The organism is Mesorhizobium sp. M1D.F.Ca.ET.043.01.1.1 (assembly GCF_003952385.1).
GTDB lineage: Bacteria > Pseudomonadota > Alphaproteobacteria > Rhizobiales > Rhizobiaceae > Mesorhizobium.
In genome coordinates this window covers 1,062,037-1,078,087 of the sequence record NZ_CP034444.1, presented here as the reverse complement: position 1 = coordinate 1,078,087, position 16,051 = coordinate 1,062,037, and the positions used below count along the sequence as shown (strand labels likewise).

The 16,051-nt window shown below is 63.7% G+C and carries 20 protein-coding genes; 16 read left to right on the top strand and 4 right to left on the bottom strand.

From position 1 onward, the window contains the following. Positions 1-188 precede the first annotated feature (188 nt). Genes dapA through EJ067_RS05645 form a run of 3 tightly spaced genes read left to right on the top strand, consistent with a single transcriptional unit; the run spans position 189 to position 2,352 of the window. Positions 189-1,070, top strand: coding sequence for a 4-hydroxy-tetrahydrodipicolinate synthase (dapA, locus tag EJ067_RS05655; RefSeq protein WP_126085058.1), 882 nt, complete (start codon positions 189-191; stop codon positions 1,068-1,070). Positions 1,071-1,095: 25 nt separating this feature from the next. Then, complete coding sequence (gene smpB / locus EJ067_RS05650; protein WP_041002108.1) at positions 1,096-1,575, top strand: SsrA-binding protein SmpB; 480 nt, start codon at positions 1,096-1,098, stop codon at positions 1,573-1,575. A gap of 42 nt (positions 1,576-1,617) precedes the next feature. Continuing rightward, entirely contained in the window at positions 1,618-2,352 is a 735-nt protein-coding gene (locus EJ067_RS05645; protein ID WP_126085057.1) for a GH25 family lysozyme, read from the top strand. On the opposite strand, the gene EJ067_RS05640 is transcribed toward EJ067_RS05645, so the two are convergent. After that, on the bottom strand, positions 2,325-3,281 hold the full coding sequence (locus EJ067_RS05640) for a DMT family transporter (RefSeq protein WP_126085056.1): 957 nt from the start codon (positions 3,279-3,281) through the stop codon (positions 2,325-2,327). The genes EJ067_RS05645 and EJ067_RS05640 overlap by 28 nt on opposite strands. Before the next feature lie 132 nt (positions 3,282-3,413). Here EJ067_RS05640 and EJ067_RS05635 point away from each other — a divergent pair, with 132 nt between their 5' ends. After that, positions 3,414-3,905, top strand: coding sequence for an Lrp/AsnC ligand binding domain-containing protein (locus tag EJ067_RS05635; RefSeq protein WP_126085055.1), 492 nt, complete (start codon positions 3,414-3,416; stop codon positions 3,903-3,905). An 18-nt stretch (positions 3,906-3,923) separates the two neighbouring features. On the opposite strand, the gene EJ067_RS05630 is transcribed toward EJ067_RS05635, so the two are convergent. Together EJ067_RS05630 and EJ067_RS05625 are read right to left on the bottom strand one after the other, a co-directional pair. Further along, positions 3,924-4,595 carry a uracil-DNA glycosylase gene (locus tag EJ067_RS05630; RefSeq protein ID WP_189510423.1) on the bottom strand — a complete coding sequence of 224 codons (672 nt, stop codon included), beginning with the start codon at positions 4,593-4,595 and terminating at the stop codon, positions 3,924-3,926. Then, positions 4,592-5,173 (bottom strand): NYN domain-containing protein, encoded by a 582-nt coding sequence (locus EJ067_RS05625; RefSeq protein WP_059189095.1) that lies wholly within the window; start codon positions 5,171-5,173, stop codon positions 4,592-4,594. Before EJ067_RS05625 ends, EJ067_RS05630 begins: the two co-directional genes overlap by 4 nt. Before the next feature lie 301 nt (positions 5,174-5,474). Between EJ067_RS05625 and rpoZ the strand changes: the two genes are divergently transcribed. The 4 genes from rpoZ (at position 5,475) to EJ067_RS05605 (ending at position 9,375) form a co-directional block, all read left to right on the top strand. Next, positions 5,475-5,876, top strand: a complete 402-nt coding sequence (rpoZ, locus tag EJ067_RS05620; RefSeq protein WP_040972027.1) for a DNA-directed RNA polymerase subunit omega — start codon at positions 5,475-5,477, stop codon at positions 5,874-5,876. A gap of 126 nt (positions 5,877-6,002) precedes the next feature. Then, the gene (locus EJ067_RS05615) at positions 6,003-8,231 is read left to right on the top strand and encodes a bifunctional (p)ppGpp synthetase/guanosine-3',5'-bis(diphosphate) 3'-pyrophosphohydrolase (protein ID WP_126085053.1); all 2,229 of its coding nucleotides are present in this window, start codon (positions 6,003-6,005) and stop codon (positions 8,229-8,231) included. Positions 8,232-8,340: 109 nt separating this feature from the next. Next, entirely contained in the window at positions 8,341-8,919 is a 579-nt protein-coding gene (gene pyrE, locus EJ067_RS05610) for an orotate phosphoribosyltransferase (protein WP_126085052.1), read from the top strand. Positions 8,920-8,994: 75 nt separating this feature from the next. Then, positions 8,995-9,375 carry a VOC family protein gene (locus EJ067_RS05605; protein ID WP_126085051.1) on the top strand — a complete coding sequence of 127 codons (381 nt, stop codon included), beginning with the start codon at positions 8,995-8,997 and terminating at the stop codon, positions 9,373-9,375. Here the strand turns inward: EJ067_RS05605 and EJ067_RS35640 are convergent. After that, on the bottom strand, positions 9,356-9,886 hold the full coding sequence (locus EJ067_RS35640; protein ID WP_126085050.1) for a MarR family transcriptional regulator: 531 nt from the start codon (positions 9,884-9,886) through the stop codon (positions 9,356-9,358). The genes EJ067_RS05605 and EJ067_RS35640 overlap by 20 nt on opposite strands. Positions 9,887-9,968: 82 nt before the next feature. On the opposite strand from EJ067_RS35640, the gene EJ067_RS05595 reads away from it, so the two are divergent. The 8 genes from EJ067_RS05595 (at position 9,969) to recO (ending at position 16,044) form a co-directional block, all read left to right on the top strand. Beyond that, positions 9,969-10,478, top strand: coding sequence for a DUF417 family protein (locus EJ067_RS05595; RefSeq protein ID WP_126085049.1), 510 nt, complete (start codon positions 9,969-9,971; stop codon positions 10,476-10,478). 207 nt (positions 10,479-10,685) lie between these two features. After that, complete coding sequence (locus tag EJ067_RS05590; RefSeq protein ID WP_126085048.1) at positions 10,686-11,270, top strand: DUF2062 domain-containing protein; 585 nt, start codon at positions 10,686-10,688, stop codon at positions 11,268-11,270. Then, the gene (gene acpS / locus EJ067_RS05585) at positions 11,267-11,680 is read left to right on the top strand and encodes a holo-ACP synthase (RefSeq protein ID WP_126085047.1); all 414 of its coding nucleotides are present in this window, start codon (positions 11,267-11,269) and stop codon (positions 11,678-11,680) included. Before EJ067_RS05590 ends, acpS begins: the two co-directional genes overlap by 4 nt. 80 nt (positions 11,681-11,760) lie before the next feature. After that, a complete protein-coding gene (lepB, locus tag EJ067_RS05580) occupies positions 11,761-12,510 on the top strand; it encodes a signal peptidase I (RefSeq protein WP_126085046.1) in 750 nt (249 codons plus the stop codon). 4 nt (positions 12,511-12,514) lie between these two features. Then, positions 12,515-13,231, top strand: a complete 717-nt coding sequence (gene rnc, locus EJ067_RS05575; RefSeq protein ID WP_126085045.1) for a ribonuclease III — start codon at positions 12,515-12,517, stop codon at positions 13,229-13,231. Continuing rightward, entirely contained in the window at positions 13,216-14,148 is a 933-nt protein-coding gene (gene era / locus EJ067_RS05570) for a GTPase Era (RefSeq protein WP_126085044.1), read from the top strand. The genes rnc and era overlap by 16 nt, the downstream gene beginning before the upstream one ends. 162 nt (positions 14,149-14,310) lie before the next feature. After that, a complete protein-coding gene (locus EJ067_RS05565) occupies positions 14,311-15,198 on the top strand; it encodes an aminoglycoside phosphotransferase family protein (protein WP_126085043.1) in 888 nt (295 codons plus the stop codon). Positions 15,199-15,291: 93 nt separating this feature from the next. Then, entirely contained in the window at positions 15,292-16,044 is a 753-nt protein-coding gene (recO, locus tag EJ067_RS05560; RefSeq protein ID WP_126085042.1) for a DNA repair protein RecO, read from the top strand. The last annotated feature ends 7 nt before the right edge of the window (positions 16,045-16,051 follow it).

Here is a 16,051-nt window from a genome sequence, read left to right as displayed (position 1 = left end):
AAACTTAGGTCGTCAAAGGCTCGTAAACAAAAGGTTATGGAGGCCGTTCGAATTCCCCCTGCTGGCATTATTGCGATGCTTGCCGCTGAACCATGTCGAGACTATGGTGCGCGGCTTCGCTTTCGGTTAGAAGGCGCGCGAACTAACGGATCAACAACCCCAAAAAGTCCCAAGGGAGTTTGGACAATATGCTGAGAGGCTCGCTGACCGCGCTCGTCACACCGTTCGAAAAGAGCGGGCGTTTCGACGAGAAAGCCTTTCGGGCGTTTGTCGAATGGCAGATCGCGGAGGGCACCAAGGGCCTCGTCCCGGTCGGCACCACCGGCGAGTCGCCGACGCTGTCGCATGACGAGCACCGCCAAGTCGTGAAGGTCTGCATCGAGGTGGCCAAGGGCAGGGTGCCGGTCGTGGCCGGCGCCGGCTCCAACAACACCGAGGAAGCCGTCGGGCTGGTGCAATACGCCGAAAAGGCCGGCGCCGATGCTGCCCTGGTCGTCACGCCCTACTATAATAAGCCGACGCAGCGCGGCCTCTACGAGCATTTCGCCGCTGTCGCCAGGGCAACCAGGCTGCCGATCATCATCTACAACATTCCGCCACGCTCGGTGATCGACATGACGCCGGAGACGATGGGCCGGCTGCGCCACGACTTCAAGAACATCGCCGGCGTCAAGGATGCGACCGGCAAGGTCGAGCGCGTCTCCGAGCAGCGCATGACCTGCGGCAAGGATTTCATCCAGCTCTCCGGCGAGGATGCCTCGGCGCTCGGCTTCAACGCGCATGGCGGCGTCGGCTGCATTTCGGTGACCTCGAATGTCGCCCCGCGCCTCTGCGCCGAATTCCAGGAAGCGACGCTCTCCGGCGACAGCGCCAAGGCGCTCGAGCTGCAGGACCGTCTCCTGCCGCTGCACAAGGCGATCTTCATGGAGCCCGGCGTGTCCGGCGCCAAATACGCGCTGTCGAAGCTGGGCAAGGTCGAGAACGTGGTCCGCTCGCCGCTGGTGACGGTCGAGGCCTCGACCGCGGAGAAGCTCGACGCGGCCATGAAGCATGCCGGCTTGATAAATTAGGGATGAGGCGCCACCTCTCCGCATTATGAATCAAGTCAAGAAAGCCGACCCCAACAACAGGACGGTCGCCGAAAACCGCAAGGCGCGCTTTTCCTACGAGGTGCTCGACACGATCGAGACCGGCCTGGTGCTGACCGGCACCGAGGTCAAGTCGCTGCGCCAGGGCCAGGCCAACATCCAGGAAAGCTACGCCTCGGCCGAAGGCGGCGAGATCTGGCTGATCAATTCCTATCTGCCGGAATATCTCCAGGCCAACCGCTTCAACCATGAGCCGCGCCGGCGCCGCAAGCTGCTGGTCAGCAAGCGCGAGATGGCCAAGCTCTCGCAGAGCGTCGAGCGCGAAGGCATGACGCTGGTGCCGCTGAAAATCTATTTCAACGACCGCGGCCGCGCCAAGCTGCTGCTCGCCATTGCCCGCGGCAAGAAGCTGCACGACAAGCGCGAGACGGAAAAGCAGCGCGACTGGTCGCGCGAGAAGGGGCGGCTCCTCAAGGAGCGCGGGTAGCGACGCCGGCTATTCCAGGCAGGGCGGCAGGGGAGCCAAGGCTTGAGGAACCGCTTGATTGTCCTGGCCCTGGCTCTCGTCTTTCTGGCGCTCGCCATTTGGCCGGAAGGCTTTTTCCGGCCTCGCGCTTTCCCGCCGGATCGCGGTGAATTTCCCATAAGGGGCATCGACGTCTCGCATCACCAGGGCAGGATCGACTGGCCGCGCGTCGCGGCTGACGATGTCGCCTTCGCCATCATCAAGGCCACGGAAGGCGGCGATCATGTCGATGACGCCTTTGCCGAGAATTTGCGCCAGGCCCGCGCGGCGGGTCTCGCCGTCGGCGCCTATCATTTCTTCACCTTCTGCCGTCCGGGCGCCGATCAGGCGAAGAACTTCATCTCGGCGGTGCCGCGTGGCGAGCAGCTTTTGCCGCCGGTCGTCGACATCGAGTTCCACGGCAATTGTCCGCGGCGCCCGTCGCCCGCCGAGCTGAACGCGGAGCTGCTTGCATTCCTGGGCCCGGTCGAGGCAGCCTACGGCAAGCCGGCCATCATCTATATCACCGACGAGATGGCGCCGACCTATTCCGCCCATATCGCGGTTCGCCAGCGCTGGCTGCGCTCGCTGCGCGGGCCGCTCAACGACGACGACTGGATCTATTGGCAATATCTCGACACGGGCCGTGTCGACGGCATCGTTGGCGATGTCGACCTGAATGTGCTGAAGGGCGGACCGGCGAGGCTGACCGAACTGTTCGCGCCGGCGCCTCAATCCAGCGCTTCAGGAACGCCGTGACCGCCTGGACGGCTTTGTCCCGTTCGCGGTCGGGCGGCTTCGGCCATGGGCTTGGCAAAAGCTGACAATGCCATGCCTGCCGCCATGATTGCGATGGCGGCAAGCTGGGCACTTGTCGGCGTTTCGCCGAGCACCGCCATGCCGACGATGACGGTCACGATCGGCACGCAGGGCATGAACAGCGATGCCGTCTGCGATCCCAACTGCCGGACAACAAAGGTGTAGAGAAACATGGCGGCCGCACCTGCCAGAAATCCTTGGATGACGATCTGGCTGGCGATTTCGGCGGCCGGCGCTGCATGAAGGCCGGTCGGCGCAAATAGGTAGACAAGGGGCAGCGGCAGGCATGACAGCAGCACGACGCTGGCGGTCGCCGTCACCGGATCGACGCGCCATCGCAGCACGAGCACGGCGTAGCTGGCAAACATCGCGCCCGATCCGATGAACAGGAGATCGCCGAAGAATACGTCCGTCATGCCGAGGCCTGTATCTGCGGGCGAAATGAAGAGCATCAGGCCGGCAATGATGGCGACGATGCCGATGGTTCGTTGGCGTGAGGCCTGGTCGGTGGTCGCGATTTGCGAGAGCAGGTACGAGAAGAAGACAATCGACGCCGGACAGAGCGCCGCGCCATGCGCGGCCGGCGCATAGGTCAGGCCCCAGTTGATGATGATCGGATATGGCAGTCCGGCCAAAGCCGCCAGCGCCAGGGCGCGCTTCCAACCCAACATTTGCATCGTCGCCACGCCGCTTCGACAAGTAATTGGCAGCAAGACCATGCCGGCGCCGACGAAACGCAGGGTTGCCAGATCGGTTGACGTCACATGTTCCCTGAGACTGAAGCGGGCGGCAACAAATTGCACGGCGTAGATGCCGATCATGGCCAAGCCCGCGATGATCGCCAGCCTCGTATTGCGGTCCCGTGCCATCTAGGTACCTGCCTGTCGTTCTCGCTGGATGAAGTGGAAACTGCCTCGGCCTCGCTTGGTCAAGCACAGGCTATTGTCGAAAAATCCGCGATGAAATACGCTGTTTTTGCAAGACTTGAGTGAGATTCACCGATGAAGGGCATTTCCGGCGTGAATCCTGAAGACGGCGATCTGGACAATATCGACCGCAGCCTGCTTCGCCTGCTGCAGGAGGACGGGCGGCACACGACTCTCGATCTCGCTGCCCGAGTAGGCCTGTCGCCAACCGGCGCCAGTCAGCGGGTGAAGCGTCTGTTTCGTGAAGGCTTCATCACCGCGGTCAGGGCCGTGCTCGATCCGCGAAAGATCGGCCGCGGCACCCTTGTGTTCATCGAGGTGCGGCTCGATCACACGGCACCCCATATTTTCGACCGCTTCGCCGAGGCCGTGATCAGGGCCCCCGAGGTTCTGGAGTGCCACATGGTCGTCGGCGGCTTCGACTATCTGGTGAAGGCCCGAATTGCGGAAATGGGCGCCTATCAGGATTTTCTGAAGCGGGTCATCCTGCCGCTGCCGGGCGTGAAGGAAACGCACACCTATGCCTCGATCGGCGACGTCAAGCCCGACGCGCTGTTGCCGGTATGAACCCCGCCGGCAGTCTTGTCAGCCGTGCAGGAACGCCGCGATTTCCTTGAAGACGTCGACGAACATCTCTTGTGTCAGCACGCCGGTATTGGTGTTGTAGCGCGAGCAGTGATAGCTGGAGAACAGTGTGATGCCGCCGGCTTCCTGCCGCCCGCCATGGCGGAAGGGAAGTGCGGCGACACGTCCCCCCAGCGCCCGCACCGTCGACTGATGCGCGATCGAGCCCAGCGTCAGGATGGCGCGCAAATTGGCGAACCTTGCGATCGTCGGCTGGAGGAAGGTGCGGCAGGTGGCGATCTCGGCGCCGACCGGCTTGTTCTCCGGCGGCACGCAGCGCACCGCATTGGTGATCGCGGTGCCGACGAGTTCCAGCCCGTCATCGGGCCTTGCCTTGAATTCGCCGCGCGCCAGGCCCTGCGCGATCAGCGTGCCGTAGAGCAGGTCGCCGGCATAGTCGCCGGTGAAGGGACGCCCCGTGCGGTTGGCGCCGCGCAGCCCAGGCGCCAGCCCGACGATAAGAAGCTTGACCGAAGCCTCGCCCTCCGGCGGCAGGAAGGTCGGCACCGGCGCGTTGAACCAGCCGGGCTCGCGCTCGCGCCAGCCGGCGATGAAGTCGTGCAGCCGCGGGCAGAGCGGACAGTCACGGCTGGGTTCGGGGGAGGGCGCGGCGCTCAACGCTGCCGCTCTCAATAATCGTCCTCGTCGACCTCGGCCGGCTCGGGCCGGCGGACCGGCCGCTCGGATGGGTCGCGACCGACCTCGTTCTTCAGTGTCATCAGATCGATGAAATGGTCGGCCTGGCGGCGCAGGTCGTCGGAGATCATCGGCGGCTGCGAAGCCATGGTCGAGATGATCGAGACCTTGCGGCCGCGCCGCTGCAGCGCCTCGACCAGCGTGCGGAAATCGCCGTCGCCGGAGAAGATGACATAATGGTCGACGACATCGGCGAGTTCCAGCGCATCGACGGTCAGCTCGATATCCATGTTGCCCTTGATCTTGCGGCGGCCGGTCGAATCGGTGAACTCCTTGGCGGGCTTGGTCACCACTTTGAAGCCGTTATAGTCCAGCCAGTCGATCAGCGGCCGGATCGAGGAATATTCCTGATCCTCGACCAGCGCGGTGTAGTAATAGGCCCGAAGCAGGTAGCCGCGCTTCTGGAAGCTCGACAGAAGCTTGCGGTAGTCGATGTCGAAGCCCAGCGCCCGCGAGGTGGCGTAGAGATTGGCGCCGTCAATGAAAAGGGCGATCTTTTCACGAGGATCGAACATTGAAAAATATCCCTTTTCAAAAATTTCTGTCATCTAAATTGGGCGTGACGGACAGGCTCGGAAATGGTCCCTCTTGCCGTCTCATCCGAGATAGCGCCAGATTTGTGGATATCCAAGGGCGCGGACGCGCATTGCAAGCAATTGTGATCGGCACTATGTGGGAGCAGAGCGATGTCCGGTTGTTGAGCCGGGCAAGGGCTTATGCTTTGGTCGCTGCCGCCATAAAGCTTGTGTTTCGGTGGCGTCCTTGTTATGGAGCCCGCCAGTTTTCCATTAAATCCACGCATGAAAGGGGCAGTCCATGGCCCGCGTAACCGTTGAAGATTGCATCGACAAGGTCGACAACCGTTTCGAGCTCGTGCTGCTCGCTGGCCACCGTGCCCGCCAGATCAGCCAGGGCGCGCAGATCACCGTTCCTCGCGACAATGACAAGAATCCGGTCATTGCGCTGCGCGAGATCGCCGAGGAGACGCTGTCGCCCGACGACCTCAAGGAAGACCTGATCCACTCGCTGCAGAAGCATGTCGAGGTCGACGAGCCGGAGGCCGACGGCGAGGCGATCGCCGATCAGACCGGCGCCGCCACCGCTGCCGCCGACACCGACGATGCGGAAGAGAACATCGCCTTCGACCGTATGAGCGAGGAAGACCTGCTCGCCGGCATCGAGGGTCTGGTGCCGCCGGAAAAGAGCGACGACTACTAAGCGCATCCGGAACCCGTCTGGATCAAGCATCCGGCACTTCCGTATCGTCAGTTTCGTGGCTATCTATGGCATGCGCCGCAAGCAACTGCGGCGCATGATTCATTTCAGCACCGCGAGATCCCGCCCATGATGCGTCAGTATGAGCTTGTCGAGCGCGTGCAGCGCTACAAGCCTGACGTCAACGAGGCGCTGCTCAACAAGGCCTATGTCTACGCCATGCAGAAGCATGGCCACCAGAAGCGCGCCTCGGGCGATCCCTATTTCTCGCACCCGCTGGAAGTCGCCGCCATCCTCACCGAAATGCATATGGATGAGGCGACCATCGCGGTTGCCCTTTTGCACGACACGATCGAGGACACGACCGCGACCCGGGCCGAGATCGACGAACTGTTCGGCCCCGAAATGGGCAAGCTGGTCGAAGGCCTGACCAAGCTGAAGAAGCTCGACCTCGTCTCCAAGAAGGCCGAGCAGGCGGAGAACCTGCGCAAGCTGCTGCTCGCGATCTCCGAGGATATCCGCGTTCTCCTGGTCAAGCTCGCCGACCGCCTGCACAACATGCGCACGCTCGACCATATGCCCGAGTCCAAGCGCCTGCGCATCGCCGAGGAGACGATGGACATCTATGCGCCGCTCGCCGGACGCATGGGCATGCAGGGCATGCGCGAGGAACTGGAAGAGATCGCCTTCCACTACATCAATCCGGAGGCCTATCGGGCCGTCACCGCGCGGCTGGCTGAAATCTTCGAGCGCAACAAAGGCGTGCTTGACGAGATCGAGAAGGCGCTGTCGGGCCTGTTTGAAAAGCATTCGATCAAAGCCAGCGTCAAAAGCCGGCAGAAGAAGCCGTGGTCCGTGTTCCGCAAGATGGAGGCCAAGGCGCTTTCCTTCGAGCAGCTCTCCGACATCTTCGGGTTCCGTGTCGTCGTCGACACGGTCGAGGATTGCTACCGCGCGCTCGGCGCTATCCACACCACCTGGTCGATGGTTCCCGGCCGCTTCAAGGACTACATCTCGACCCCGAAGCAGAACGACTACCGTTCCATCCACACCACCATCGTCGGTCCGTCGCGCCAGCGCGTCGAATTGCAGATCCGCACCCGCGAGATGAACAAGATCGCCGAATACGGTGTCGCCGCGCACTCGATCTACAAGGATACCGGCGGCAAGACGAATGGCGCCGCGCACGCGATCTCCAAGGAGACCAACGCCTATGCCTGGCTGCGCCGCACCATCGAGCAGCTGGCCGAAGGCGACAATCCCGAGGATTTCCTGGAAAACACCAAGCTGGAGCTGTTCCAGGACCAGGTGTTCTGCTTCACGCCCAAGGGCATGCTGATCGCGCTGCCGCGCGGCGCCACCCCGATCGACTTTGCGTACGCCGTACACACCGATGTCGGCGACACCTGCGTCGGCGCCAAGGTCAACGGCCGCATCATGCCGCTGATGACGGAATTGAAGAACGGCGACGAGGTCGAGATCATCCGCTCCAAGGCGCAGGTGCCGCCTGCCGCCTGGGAATCGGTCGTCGTCACCGGCAAGGCGCGCGCCGCCATCCGCCGCGCCACCAAGAACGCCATCCGCAAGCAATATTCCGGGCTCGGCGCCCGCATCCTCGAACGCGCCTTCGAGCGCGCCGGCAAGAACTTCACCAAGGAAAGCCTGAAGCCGGTGCTGCACCGGCTGGCGCGCAAGGACATCGAGGACGTGCTGGCCTCCGTCGGGCGCGGCGAGCTTGCATCGACCGACGTCATGAAGGCGGTCTTCCCCGACTACAAGGACGAGCGGGTCACGGTCGCGGCGTCCAAGCAGCGCGAGGAGGGCTGGTCGAAGATCCGCAACGCCGCCGGCATGCTTTTCCAGATGCCCGGCCGCGCCGCGCGCAAGGGCAAGGACCAGCAACGCGACGGCGCGGTGCCGATCCGTGGCGTGCGCGGCGACCTGCCGGTGCGCTTCGCGCCGGAAGGGGCGGTGCCCGGCGACCGGATCGTCGGCATCATCCAGCCGGGAACCGGCATCACCATCTATCCGATCCAGTCGCCGGCGCTGCAGGCCTTCGACGACCAGCCCGAGCGCTGGATCGACGTGCGCTGGGACATCGACGAGAGCACCAAGGAGCGCTTTCCGGCGCGCATCTCGGTCACCGCCATCAATGCGCCGGGATCGCTCGCCGACATAGCGCAGGTCGTCGCGTCCAACGACGCCAACATCCATACGCTGTCGATGGTGCGCACCGCGCCCGATTTCACCGAGATGCTGATCGACCTCGAGGTCTGGGACCTGAAGCACCTCAACCGGCTGCTGTCGCAGCTTAAGGACAATTCGAGCGTCAGCGATGCGCGGCGCGTCAATGGGTGAATAGTGAATAGTGAATAGTGAATAGTGAATAGTGAATAGTGAATAGAAGGTGTTCTCACTACCGTTCACCACTCACCATTCACCACTCGCCAAGGGCAGGGAGCGAACAATGAACACCGACGAAGTGCTGGGCATATTCCGCGGTGCCGGCGCGGTTCTCGAAGGCCATTTCATCCTGACGTCCGGTCTGCGCAGTCCGATCTTCCTGCAGAAGGCGCGCGTCTTCATGCATGCCGACAAGACCGAGCGTCTGTGCAAGGCGCTGGCCGAGAAGATCCGGGAAGGCGTGCCGGGCAGGATCGACTATGTCGTCGGCCCGGCCATCGGCGGCCTGATCCCGGCCTATGAGACCTCGCGCCACCTCGGCGCGCCGGCGATCTGGGTCGAGCGGGAAGGCGGCGAGTTCAGGCTCCGCCGCTTCGAGATCGACAAGGGGGCGCGTGTCGTCATCGTCGAGGACATCGTCACCACCGGCCTCTCGATCCGCGAAACCATCGACTGTCTGCGCGAGCTCGGCGCGGAGGTGGTGGCGGCCGCCTGCATCATCGATCGCTCGGCTGGCAAGACCGACGTCGGCGTGCCGCTGATCGCGCTCGCCGAATACGAGGTTCCGGCCTATCCACCCGATCGCCTGCCGCCCGAGCTTGCCGCTATTCCAGCCGTCAAGCCGGGTAGCCGCAACATCTGAAGTCGCCATGCGCAAGAACAAGCACTTGAGCGAGCTGCTTGAGTCTCTTTGCCAGCGATGCGCGTGGCGATCGCGATGATCGCTGGCATCGATCATTTCGTGCTGACGGTCCGCTCGGTCGAAGCGACCTGCGACTTCTACCAGCGCGTGCTGGGCATGCGGCGGCTCGATGAACCGAGCCGGCCGACGGCGCTTTTGTTCGGATCGCAGAAGGTCAACCTGCACGAGGTCGGCCGCACCTTCGAGCCTAAGGCAAAGGCGCCGACGCCGGGCTCCGGCGATTTCTGCCTGGTTGCGGCGGTGCCACTTGCCGATATCCTCGCCAGCCTCGCAGCCAACGGTGTCGCGGTCGAAGTTGGCCCGGTCGAGCGCATCGGCGCGCGGGGCAGGATGACGTCGGTCTATTTCCGCGATCCCGACGACAATCTGGTCGAGGTCAGCGAGTATCCGGCGTAGCCATCGCCAAAGACAGTTCCGCTTCCACCGGACATTCGAGGCAAGCGATATAGTTGCAGAGCCGGCAAATACGGTATGCCTGATCCTCGCTGCCGACCAATCCCCGCAGCACCTTGGCGGCAAGTTTGCCGAATTCCTGCACCTCTTGCGGATCCAGAACGGCGAGCGCTGACGCGAGCCCGCTCTGGCGGGCGGAAAGAATGGCATTGCAGGTTGTCTCGCCCAAAGGCGTGAGCCTCAGTGCTACGGCGCGATGGTCGTCGGGCGCCGCGAACCGAGCCGCCAATCCTTCCGCGACCAATCGATCGATGAGGCGAACGGCACCCGAATGCGACAAGCTCAGGGCGCGGCGCAGCCTCTCGATCGACAGGCCCGGTACGTGGCCAATGAGGGTGACAGCCGCAGCCGCGGGACCAGCCTCCGGCGCCTCGGCCTGAGCGTCCCGCTGCAATGTGTCCGCGAATGCAAGCGCCAGAGCGCCAATCACATTTTCGATCTTGGAATCAGTCATTTGTGAAAAATATATGCTTGGCGCATATACATCAAGGCCGAAATATTATATGCTTCATGCATACAACCGAAGGATGCTTGCTATGTTTACCCCTGTAACATCGACCACGCCGTTCGGGACGCACGTCAATCTGGCCGCCGGCTGGCTTGCCGCTGTTGGCCGCGCGGTAACCCTTTTGGGAGTGGTGCTCCCGCTGTTGTTGATTGGCATTTTGAAATTCACCTCGATCGAAATCGAGGCGCTTAAGCCATTGATCGAGAACACGCCGTGGCTCGCATGGCTTTACGCCGTCTTTGGTTTTGCAGGAGCGTCCTACTTTCTGGGTGTGGTCGAACTCGGCACCGCGCTTCTGCTGATTGCATCACTTCGCAGCGCCTGGGCTGGCCTCGTCGGAGGCGCCTTGGGTTCAATCACCTTTGCGCTGACATCGTCCACCATGCTCATCCTGCCTATCTGGGAAACCGGCTCGGGAGGATTTCCCTTCCTCAACGGTCTAGGTTCCTTCCTGATAAAGGATGTCGTGCTGCTGGGTGTGAGCCTGAGCATAATTGGCCGCAGCCTTCGGAAACTCGCGTCCCTCGATGAACGGTGAGCCGAGCGGCGAGGCCATGTTCGCTGTCTGGCGCAGGACGGGCGAACCAGGCAGGCTGCGGCAGACCATCGCGGCCAGGTTCGTTGTTCCGCGGCCTGGCCGTCGCTATATCAAAGTTTTGTTGCCTTCCTGCGCCCTCGAAGCGCAAGATATGTCGGCGCGACCCTGTTGCAGGGGAGCGCGTGTTGGACCAGGAACTGAAACAGAGTGCTTTTTCGACGCCGAGAGCCTGATGGCCTCCTGGAGCGGGTGCGTACTTACCTGTGGCCGCGCCGCTCCTTTTCGCGCTCCGTTCAGTATTTCTCCAAGCGCATCCTGCGGCTGAAGGCGACGCCCCATTCCGTCGCGGCCGGCGTCGCGGCGGGCGTTTTCGCCTCTTTCTTCCCGCTTGGCTTCCACTTCGTCATCGCCGCCGTGCTCTGCTGGGTGATTGCCGGCAATCTGGTAGCGGCGGCGCTCGGCGCGGTGTTCTTCGGCAATCCGCTGACCTTCCCGCTTCTGTGGGGCGCGTCCTGGGAGACCGGCAAGCTCATCCTGCATGAGCGCCTGCCCAAGCACGGGCCGCCTGAGCATCTGGGCGAAATGATGCATACGCTTTCCTTCGCCAAGCTGTGGCACCCCATCCTGGAGCCGATGCTCATCGGCGCCGTGCCGCTCGGCCTTGTCTTCGGGCTTCTGTTCTACGGCGTCACCCGATGGGGCATGACGGTGTTTCGTGAGCAGCGCAAGAAACGCATGGCCGAGCAAGCCAAGAAGGCGGGACAAGGCGGACGGGAAGTGCCCGCGGAATGATCATCGGCATCGGCAGCGACCTGATCGACATCAGACGCATCGAGAAGTCGCTGGAACGGCATGGCCAGCGGTTCATCCAGCGAATCTACACCGAGGTCGAGCAGGCGAAGTCCGAAAAGCGCGCGGCCCGCGCCGCTTCCTACGCCAAGCGCTTCGCAGCCAAGGAGGCCTGCGCAAAGGCGCTGGGCACCGGCATGGCCGAGGGCGTGTTCTGGCGCGACATGGGCGTGGTCAATCTGCCGAGCGGCGCTCCGACCATGGCGCTCACCGGCGGCGCTGCCGCCAGGCTGGAAAAAATCCTGCCCAAGGGCCAACGCGCGCTGATTCACCTCACCATCACCGACGATTTTCCGCTTGCTCAAGCCTTTGTGATCATCGAGGCAGTGCCCGCCGAACAAGCGCCACATTGATTCCATCTGACCACGGGCGGCATGACGTTGCCCAGCGCGCGCCGAGACTCTATACCAACCAACGCACAATCGAGGACGACATGAGCGTGGCTGAAAAATCGCAGAAGAAATCCGGCGGGCTTGGCGAAACCTTCTCCGTTATCATCCAGGCTCTGCTGCTCGCGCTCGTCATCCGCACGCTGCTGTTCCAGCCCTTCTCTATCCCGTCCGGCTCGATGCGGCCGACGCTGCTCGAAGGCGACTATCTGTTCGTCACCAAATGGGCCTACGGCTATTCGCGCTACTCGCTGCCTTTCGGACCCAACGTCTTCTCCGGCCGCATCTGGGGCTCGGAGCCCAAGCGCGGTGACGTGGTGGTGTTCAAATTCCCGCCGGATCCGTCCGTCGACTACATCAAGCGCGTCGTCGGCCTGCCTGGCGACAAGATCCAGGTCAAGGACGGCCAGCTCTTCATCAACGGCACCGCTGTGCCGCGCGAAAAGGTCGGCCAGATCGACAATCCCGACATCACCGAGGTGGACCGCCCCGTCGATGTCTATCGCGAGACGCTGCCCAACGGCGTCACCTATGACACGCTCGACCTGACGCCCAATTCGATCGGCGACAACACGCGCGAGTTCGACGTGCCGCCCGGTCACTATTTCATGATGGGCGACAACCGCGACAACTCCTCCGACAGCCGCTTCACCGTCGGTTTCGTGCCGGCCGAGAACCTTGTCGGCCGTGCCAATATCATCTTCTTCTCGATTGCCGATGGCGCAAGCCCCCTGGAAATCTGGAAGTGGCCGTCGCTGATGCGCGCCGGGCGCCTGTTCCATCTCGTCCACTAAGGTCATGGTGGCCACCAAGCGTTTGACCGCCGATGCCCTTGCCGAAGCGCTTGTCGAGCGCACCGGCCACGTCTTCGCCGACCGCCAGCGTTTGCAGCGCGCGCTGACCCATGCCAGCGCGCGTTCGACCCATGCCGGCGTCGACTACGAACGCTTCGAATTCCTGGGCGACCGTGTCCTCGCCCTTGTCGTGGCCGACATGCTGCTGGCCGCGTTCCCCGATGCCGCCGAGGGCGAGCTGTCGCTGCGCCTCAACGCGCTGGTCAATGCCGAGGCGCTCTCCGGGATCGCCGAGGAGATCGGCCTGCCGGCACTGGTCCGCGCCGGCTCCGATGTGCGCAACCTCGAAGGCCGCAAGCGCACCAACCTGCGCGCCGACGCGCTGGAATCGCTGATTGCCGTGCTTTATCTGGATGGTGGCCTTGAGACTGCCCGAGCGTTCATCCATCGCTACTGGCAGCCGCGCTCGCAGGCGATAGGGGCCGCCCGCCGCGACGCCAAGACCGAATTGCAGGAATGGGCGCACCAAGCGGCGTCGGGCGCCGTCCCGGCCTACCGGGTCGACGGCCGCGAGGGGCCCGACCACGATCCGCTGTTCACCGTCAGCGTCAAGGTCGGCTCCTTCGCGCCGGCCATCGGCAGCGGCCGTTCCAAACGCGAGGCGGAGCAGGCCGCCGCTGCGGTGCTGCTGTTGCGCGAAGGCGTATGGAGCGCTGCATGACCGGCACCGAACGTTCAGAAACGCCTGCCACGCGCTCCGGCTTCGTCGCGCTGATCGGCGCGCCCAATGCCGGCAAGTCGACACTGGTCAACCAGCTGGTCGGCGCCAAGGTGTCGATTGTCACCCACAAGGTGCAGACGACGCGCGCGATCGTGCGCGGCATCGCCACGCACGACAATGCGCAGATCGTCTTCGTCGACACGCCCGGCATCTTCAAGCCGAAGCGACGTCTCGACACGGCGATGGTCACCACCGCCTGGGGCGGCGCCAAGGACGCTGATGTCGTGGTGCTTTTGATCGACGCCGAGCGCGGCATCAGAGGCGACGCGGACGCCATACTCGACCGGCTGAAGGACGTCCAGCAGCCGATGCTGCTCGTCCTCAACAAGGTCGACCGTGTCAAGCCGGAGACGCTTCTGGCCTTGGCCGCGGCAGCGAACGAACGCGTGCCGTTCAAGCGCACCTTCATGGTCTCGGCGCTGACCGGCTCAGGCTGCAAGGACCTGCTCGACTACCTCGCCGAGACGCTTCCCTCCGGCCCCTGGTACTATCCGGAGGACCAGATCTCCGACCTGCCGATGCGCCAGCTCGCGGCCGAGATCACCCGGGAAAAACTTTATCTCAGGCTGCATCAGGAGCTTCCCTATTCCTCGCATATCGAGACCGAGAAATGGGAAGAGAAGAAGGACGGCTCGGTGCGCATCGAGCAGGTCATCTATGTCGAGCGCGACAGCCAGAAGAAGATCGTGCTCGGCCACAAGGGCGAGACGATCCGCGCCATCGGCCAGGCGGCGCGCGCCGAGATCGCCGAGATCCTCGAGCAGAAGGTGCACCTCTTCCTGTTCGTGAAGGTGCGCGAGAACTGGGGCGACGACCCCGAACGCTACCGCGAGATGGGGCTGGAGTTTCCCAACTGAGGCATGTCGCCCAAAAGTGCGAAGCGGTTTTGGGATAACGACATGCCTAAGACAAACATGGATGTCGCCCAAAAGTGCGAAGCGGTTTTGGGATGACGACATGCATGAAGCCAAATTGGTCCTTGTCGTCTAGGAATGCCTCGTCAGCATTGAGACGACGACATGCATGAACCCAAACCAGCCATCGACACCGATCTCGTGCGCCGGCTGATCGACGCGCAGTTTCCCGAATGGCGGCATCTTCCGGTGAAACCGGTCGCGTTCGGCGGCTGGGACAACCGCACCTTCCATCTCGGCGACGAAATGACGGTCAGGTTGCCAAGTGCGGCTCCCTATTCGCTGCAGGTCGAGAAGGAGCATCGTTGGCTGCCGAAGCTCGCGCCGCATCTGCCGCTGCCGATTCCGGCGCCGCTCGCCATGGGCGAGCCGGCGGCGGGCTATCCGTGGCACTGGTCCGTCTACCAGTGGATCGAAGGCGAGACGGCGAAGACCGCACGCATCGCCGATCTCAGCGCGTTCGCGACAACACTCGCCGATTTCCTGGTCGCGCTGGAGGGAATCGATCCGATCGGCGGGCCAGCGCCGGGCCAGCACAATTTTCATCGCGGCGGACCGCTGACGGTCTATGACGGCGAGGCGAGGCAGGCCATCGCCGCGCTCGAAGGCGAGATCGACACGCAGGCCGCTGCCATCGTCTGGGAGGCGGCGCTTGCCGCCACCTGGCATGGTTCGCCCGTCTGGTTCCACGGCGACGTCGCCTCAGGCAATCTGCTGGTCGAAGACGGCCGCCTGAGCGCCGTCATCGATTTCGGCACCTCCGGCGTTGGCGACCCGTCCTGCGACCTGGCGATCGCCTGGACGTTGTTCGAAGGCGAAAGCCGCGAGGCGTTTCGCGCCCGCATCGCCGTCGACGAACCCACCTGGGCGCGCGGCCGCGGCTGGACGTTGTGGAAGGCGCTCATCGTCGTTGCCGGACACGACGGCAACCAGGCCGAGGTCGGAAGACAGCGCCGGGTGATCGACGAAGTGCTCGCCGATCACGAACGCTGAGCGTGATGCATCGGCATTCCTTTGTCAGCACATATCGCGCGCCGCGTGCCGAAATCTTGATTTCGCCACCCAACAGGTGAAAAGCTCTGGCCCATGGAATGGCGCGATGAGGGAATCATTCTCGGCACCCGAAAGCATGGCGAAACCAGCGCCATCCTCGAGGTGATGACGCGTGCGCATGGCCGCCATCTCGGTCTCGTGCGCGGCGGCCGCTCGCGCAAGCAGCAGCCGGTGCTGCAGCCCGGCAACCGCGTCGACCTTCTGTGGCGGGCCCGCCTCGACGAGCATCTCGGCGTCTTCCAAGCCGAGGCGATCGAGATGAACGCCGCCCGGCTGATGGACAGCGCCGTCGCAGTCTACGGGCTGCAGACCATGGCCGCGCATCTGCGGCTCCTGCCCGAGCGCGATGCCCATGGCGGCCTCTACGAGGCGCTGGCCGTGATGATCTCCCATCTCGACGACGCCGATGCCGCGGGCGAGCTGGTGGCGCGTTTCGAGCTGCTTATCCTCGACGAGCTCGGCTTCGGCCTCGATCTCAGCCAATGCGCGGCGACCGGTTCGAGGCAGGACCTCGCCTATGTCTCGCCGAAATCCGGACGCGCCGTCTCGCGCGCCGCCGGCGAGCCCTGGCGCGACAAGATGCTGGCGCTGCCTGCCTTCCTGCAGCGCGGCTCGGGGCTCCGCGCCGATCAAGCGGCGCTGGAGGACGCCTTCCGGCTGACCGGCTTCTTCTTCACCCGCCATGTCTATGAGCCGCGCGGCATCGAGCCGCCTGACGCCCGCGCCGGCTTCCTGGCCGCGCTGCGCCGCCATCAGGTGGCGGTGAAGGCAATCGCCGGACGGTAGGACGGCC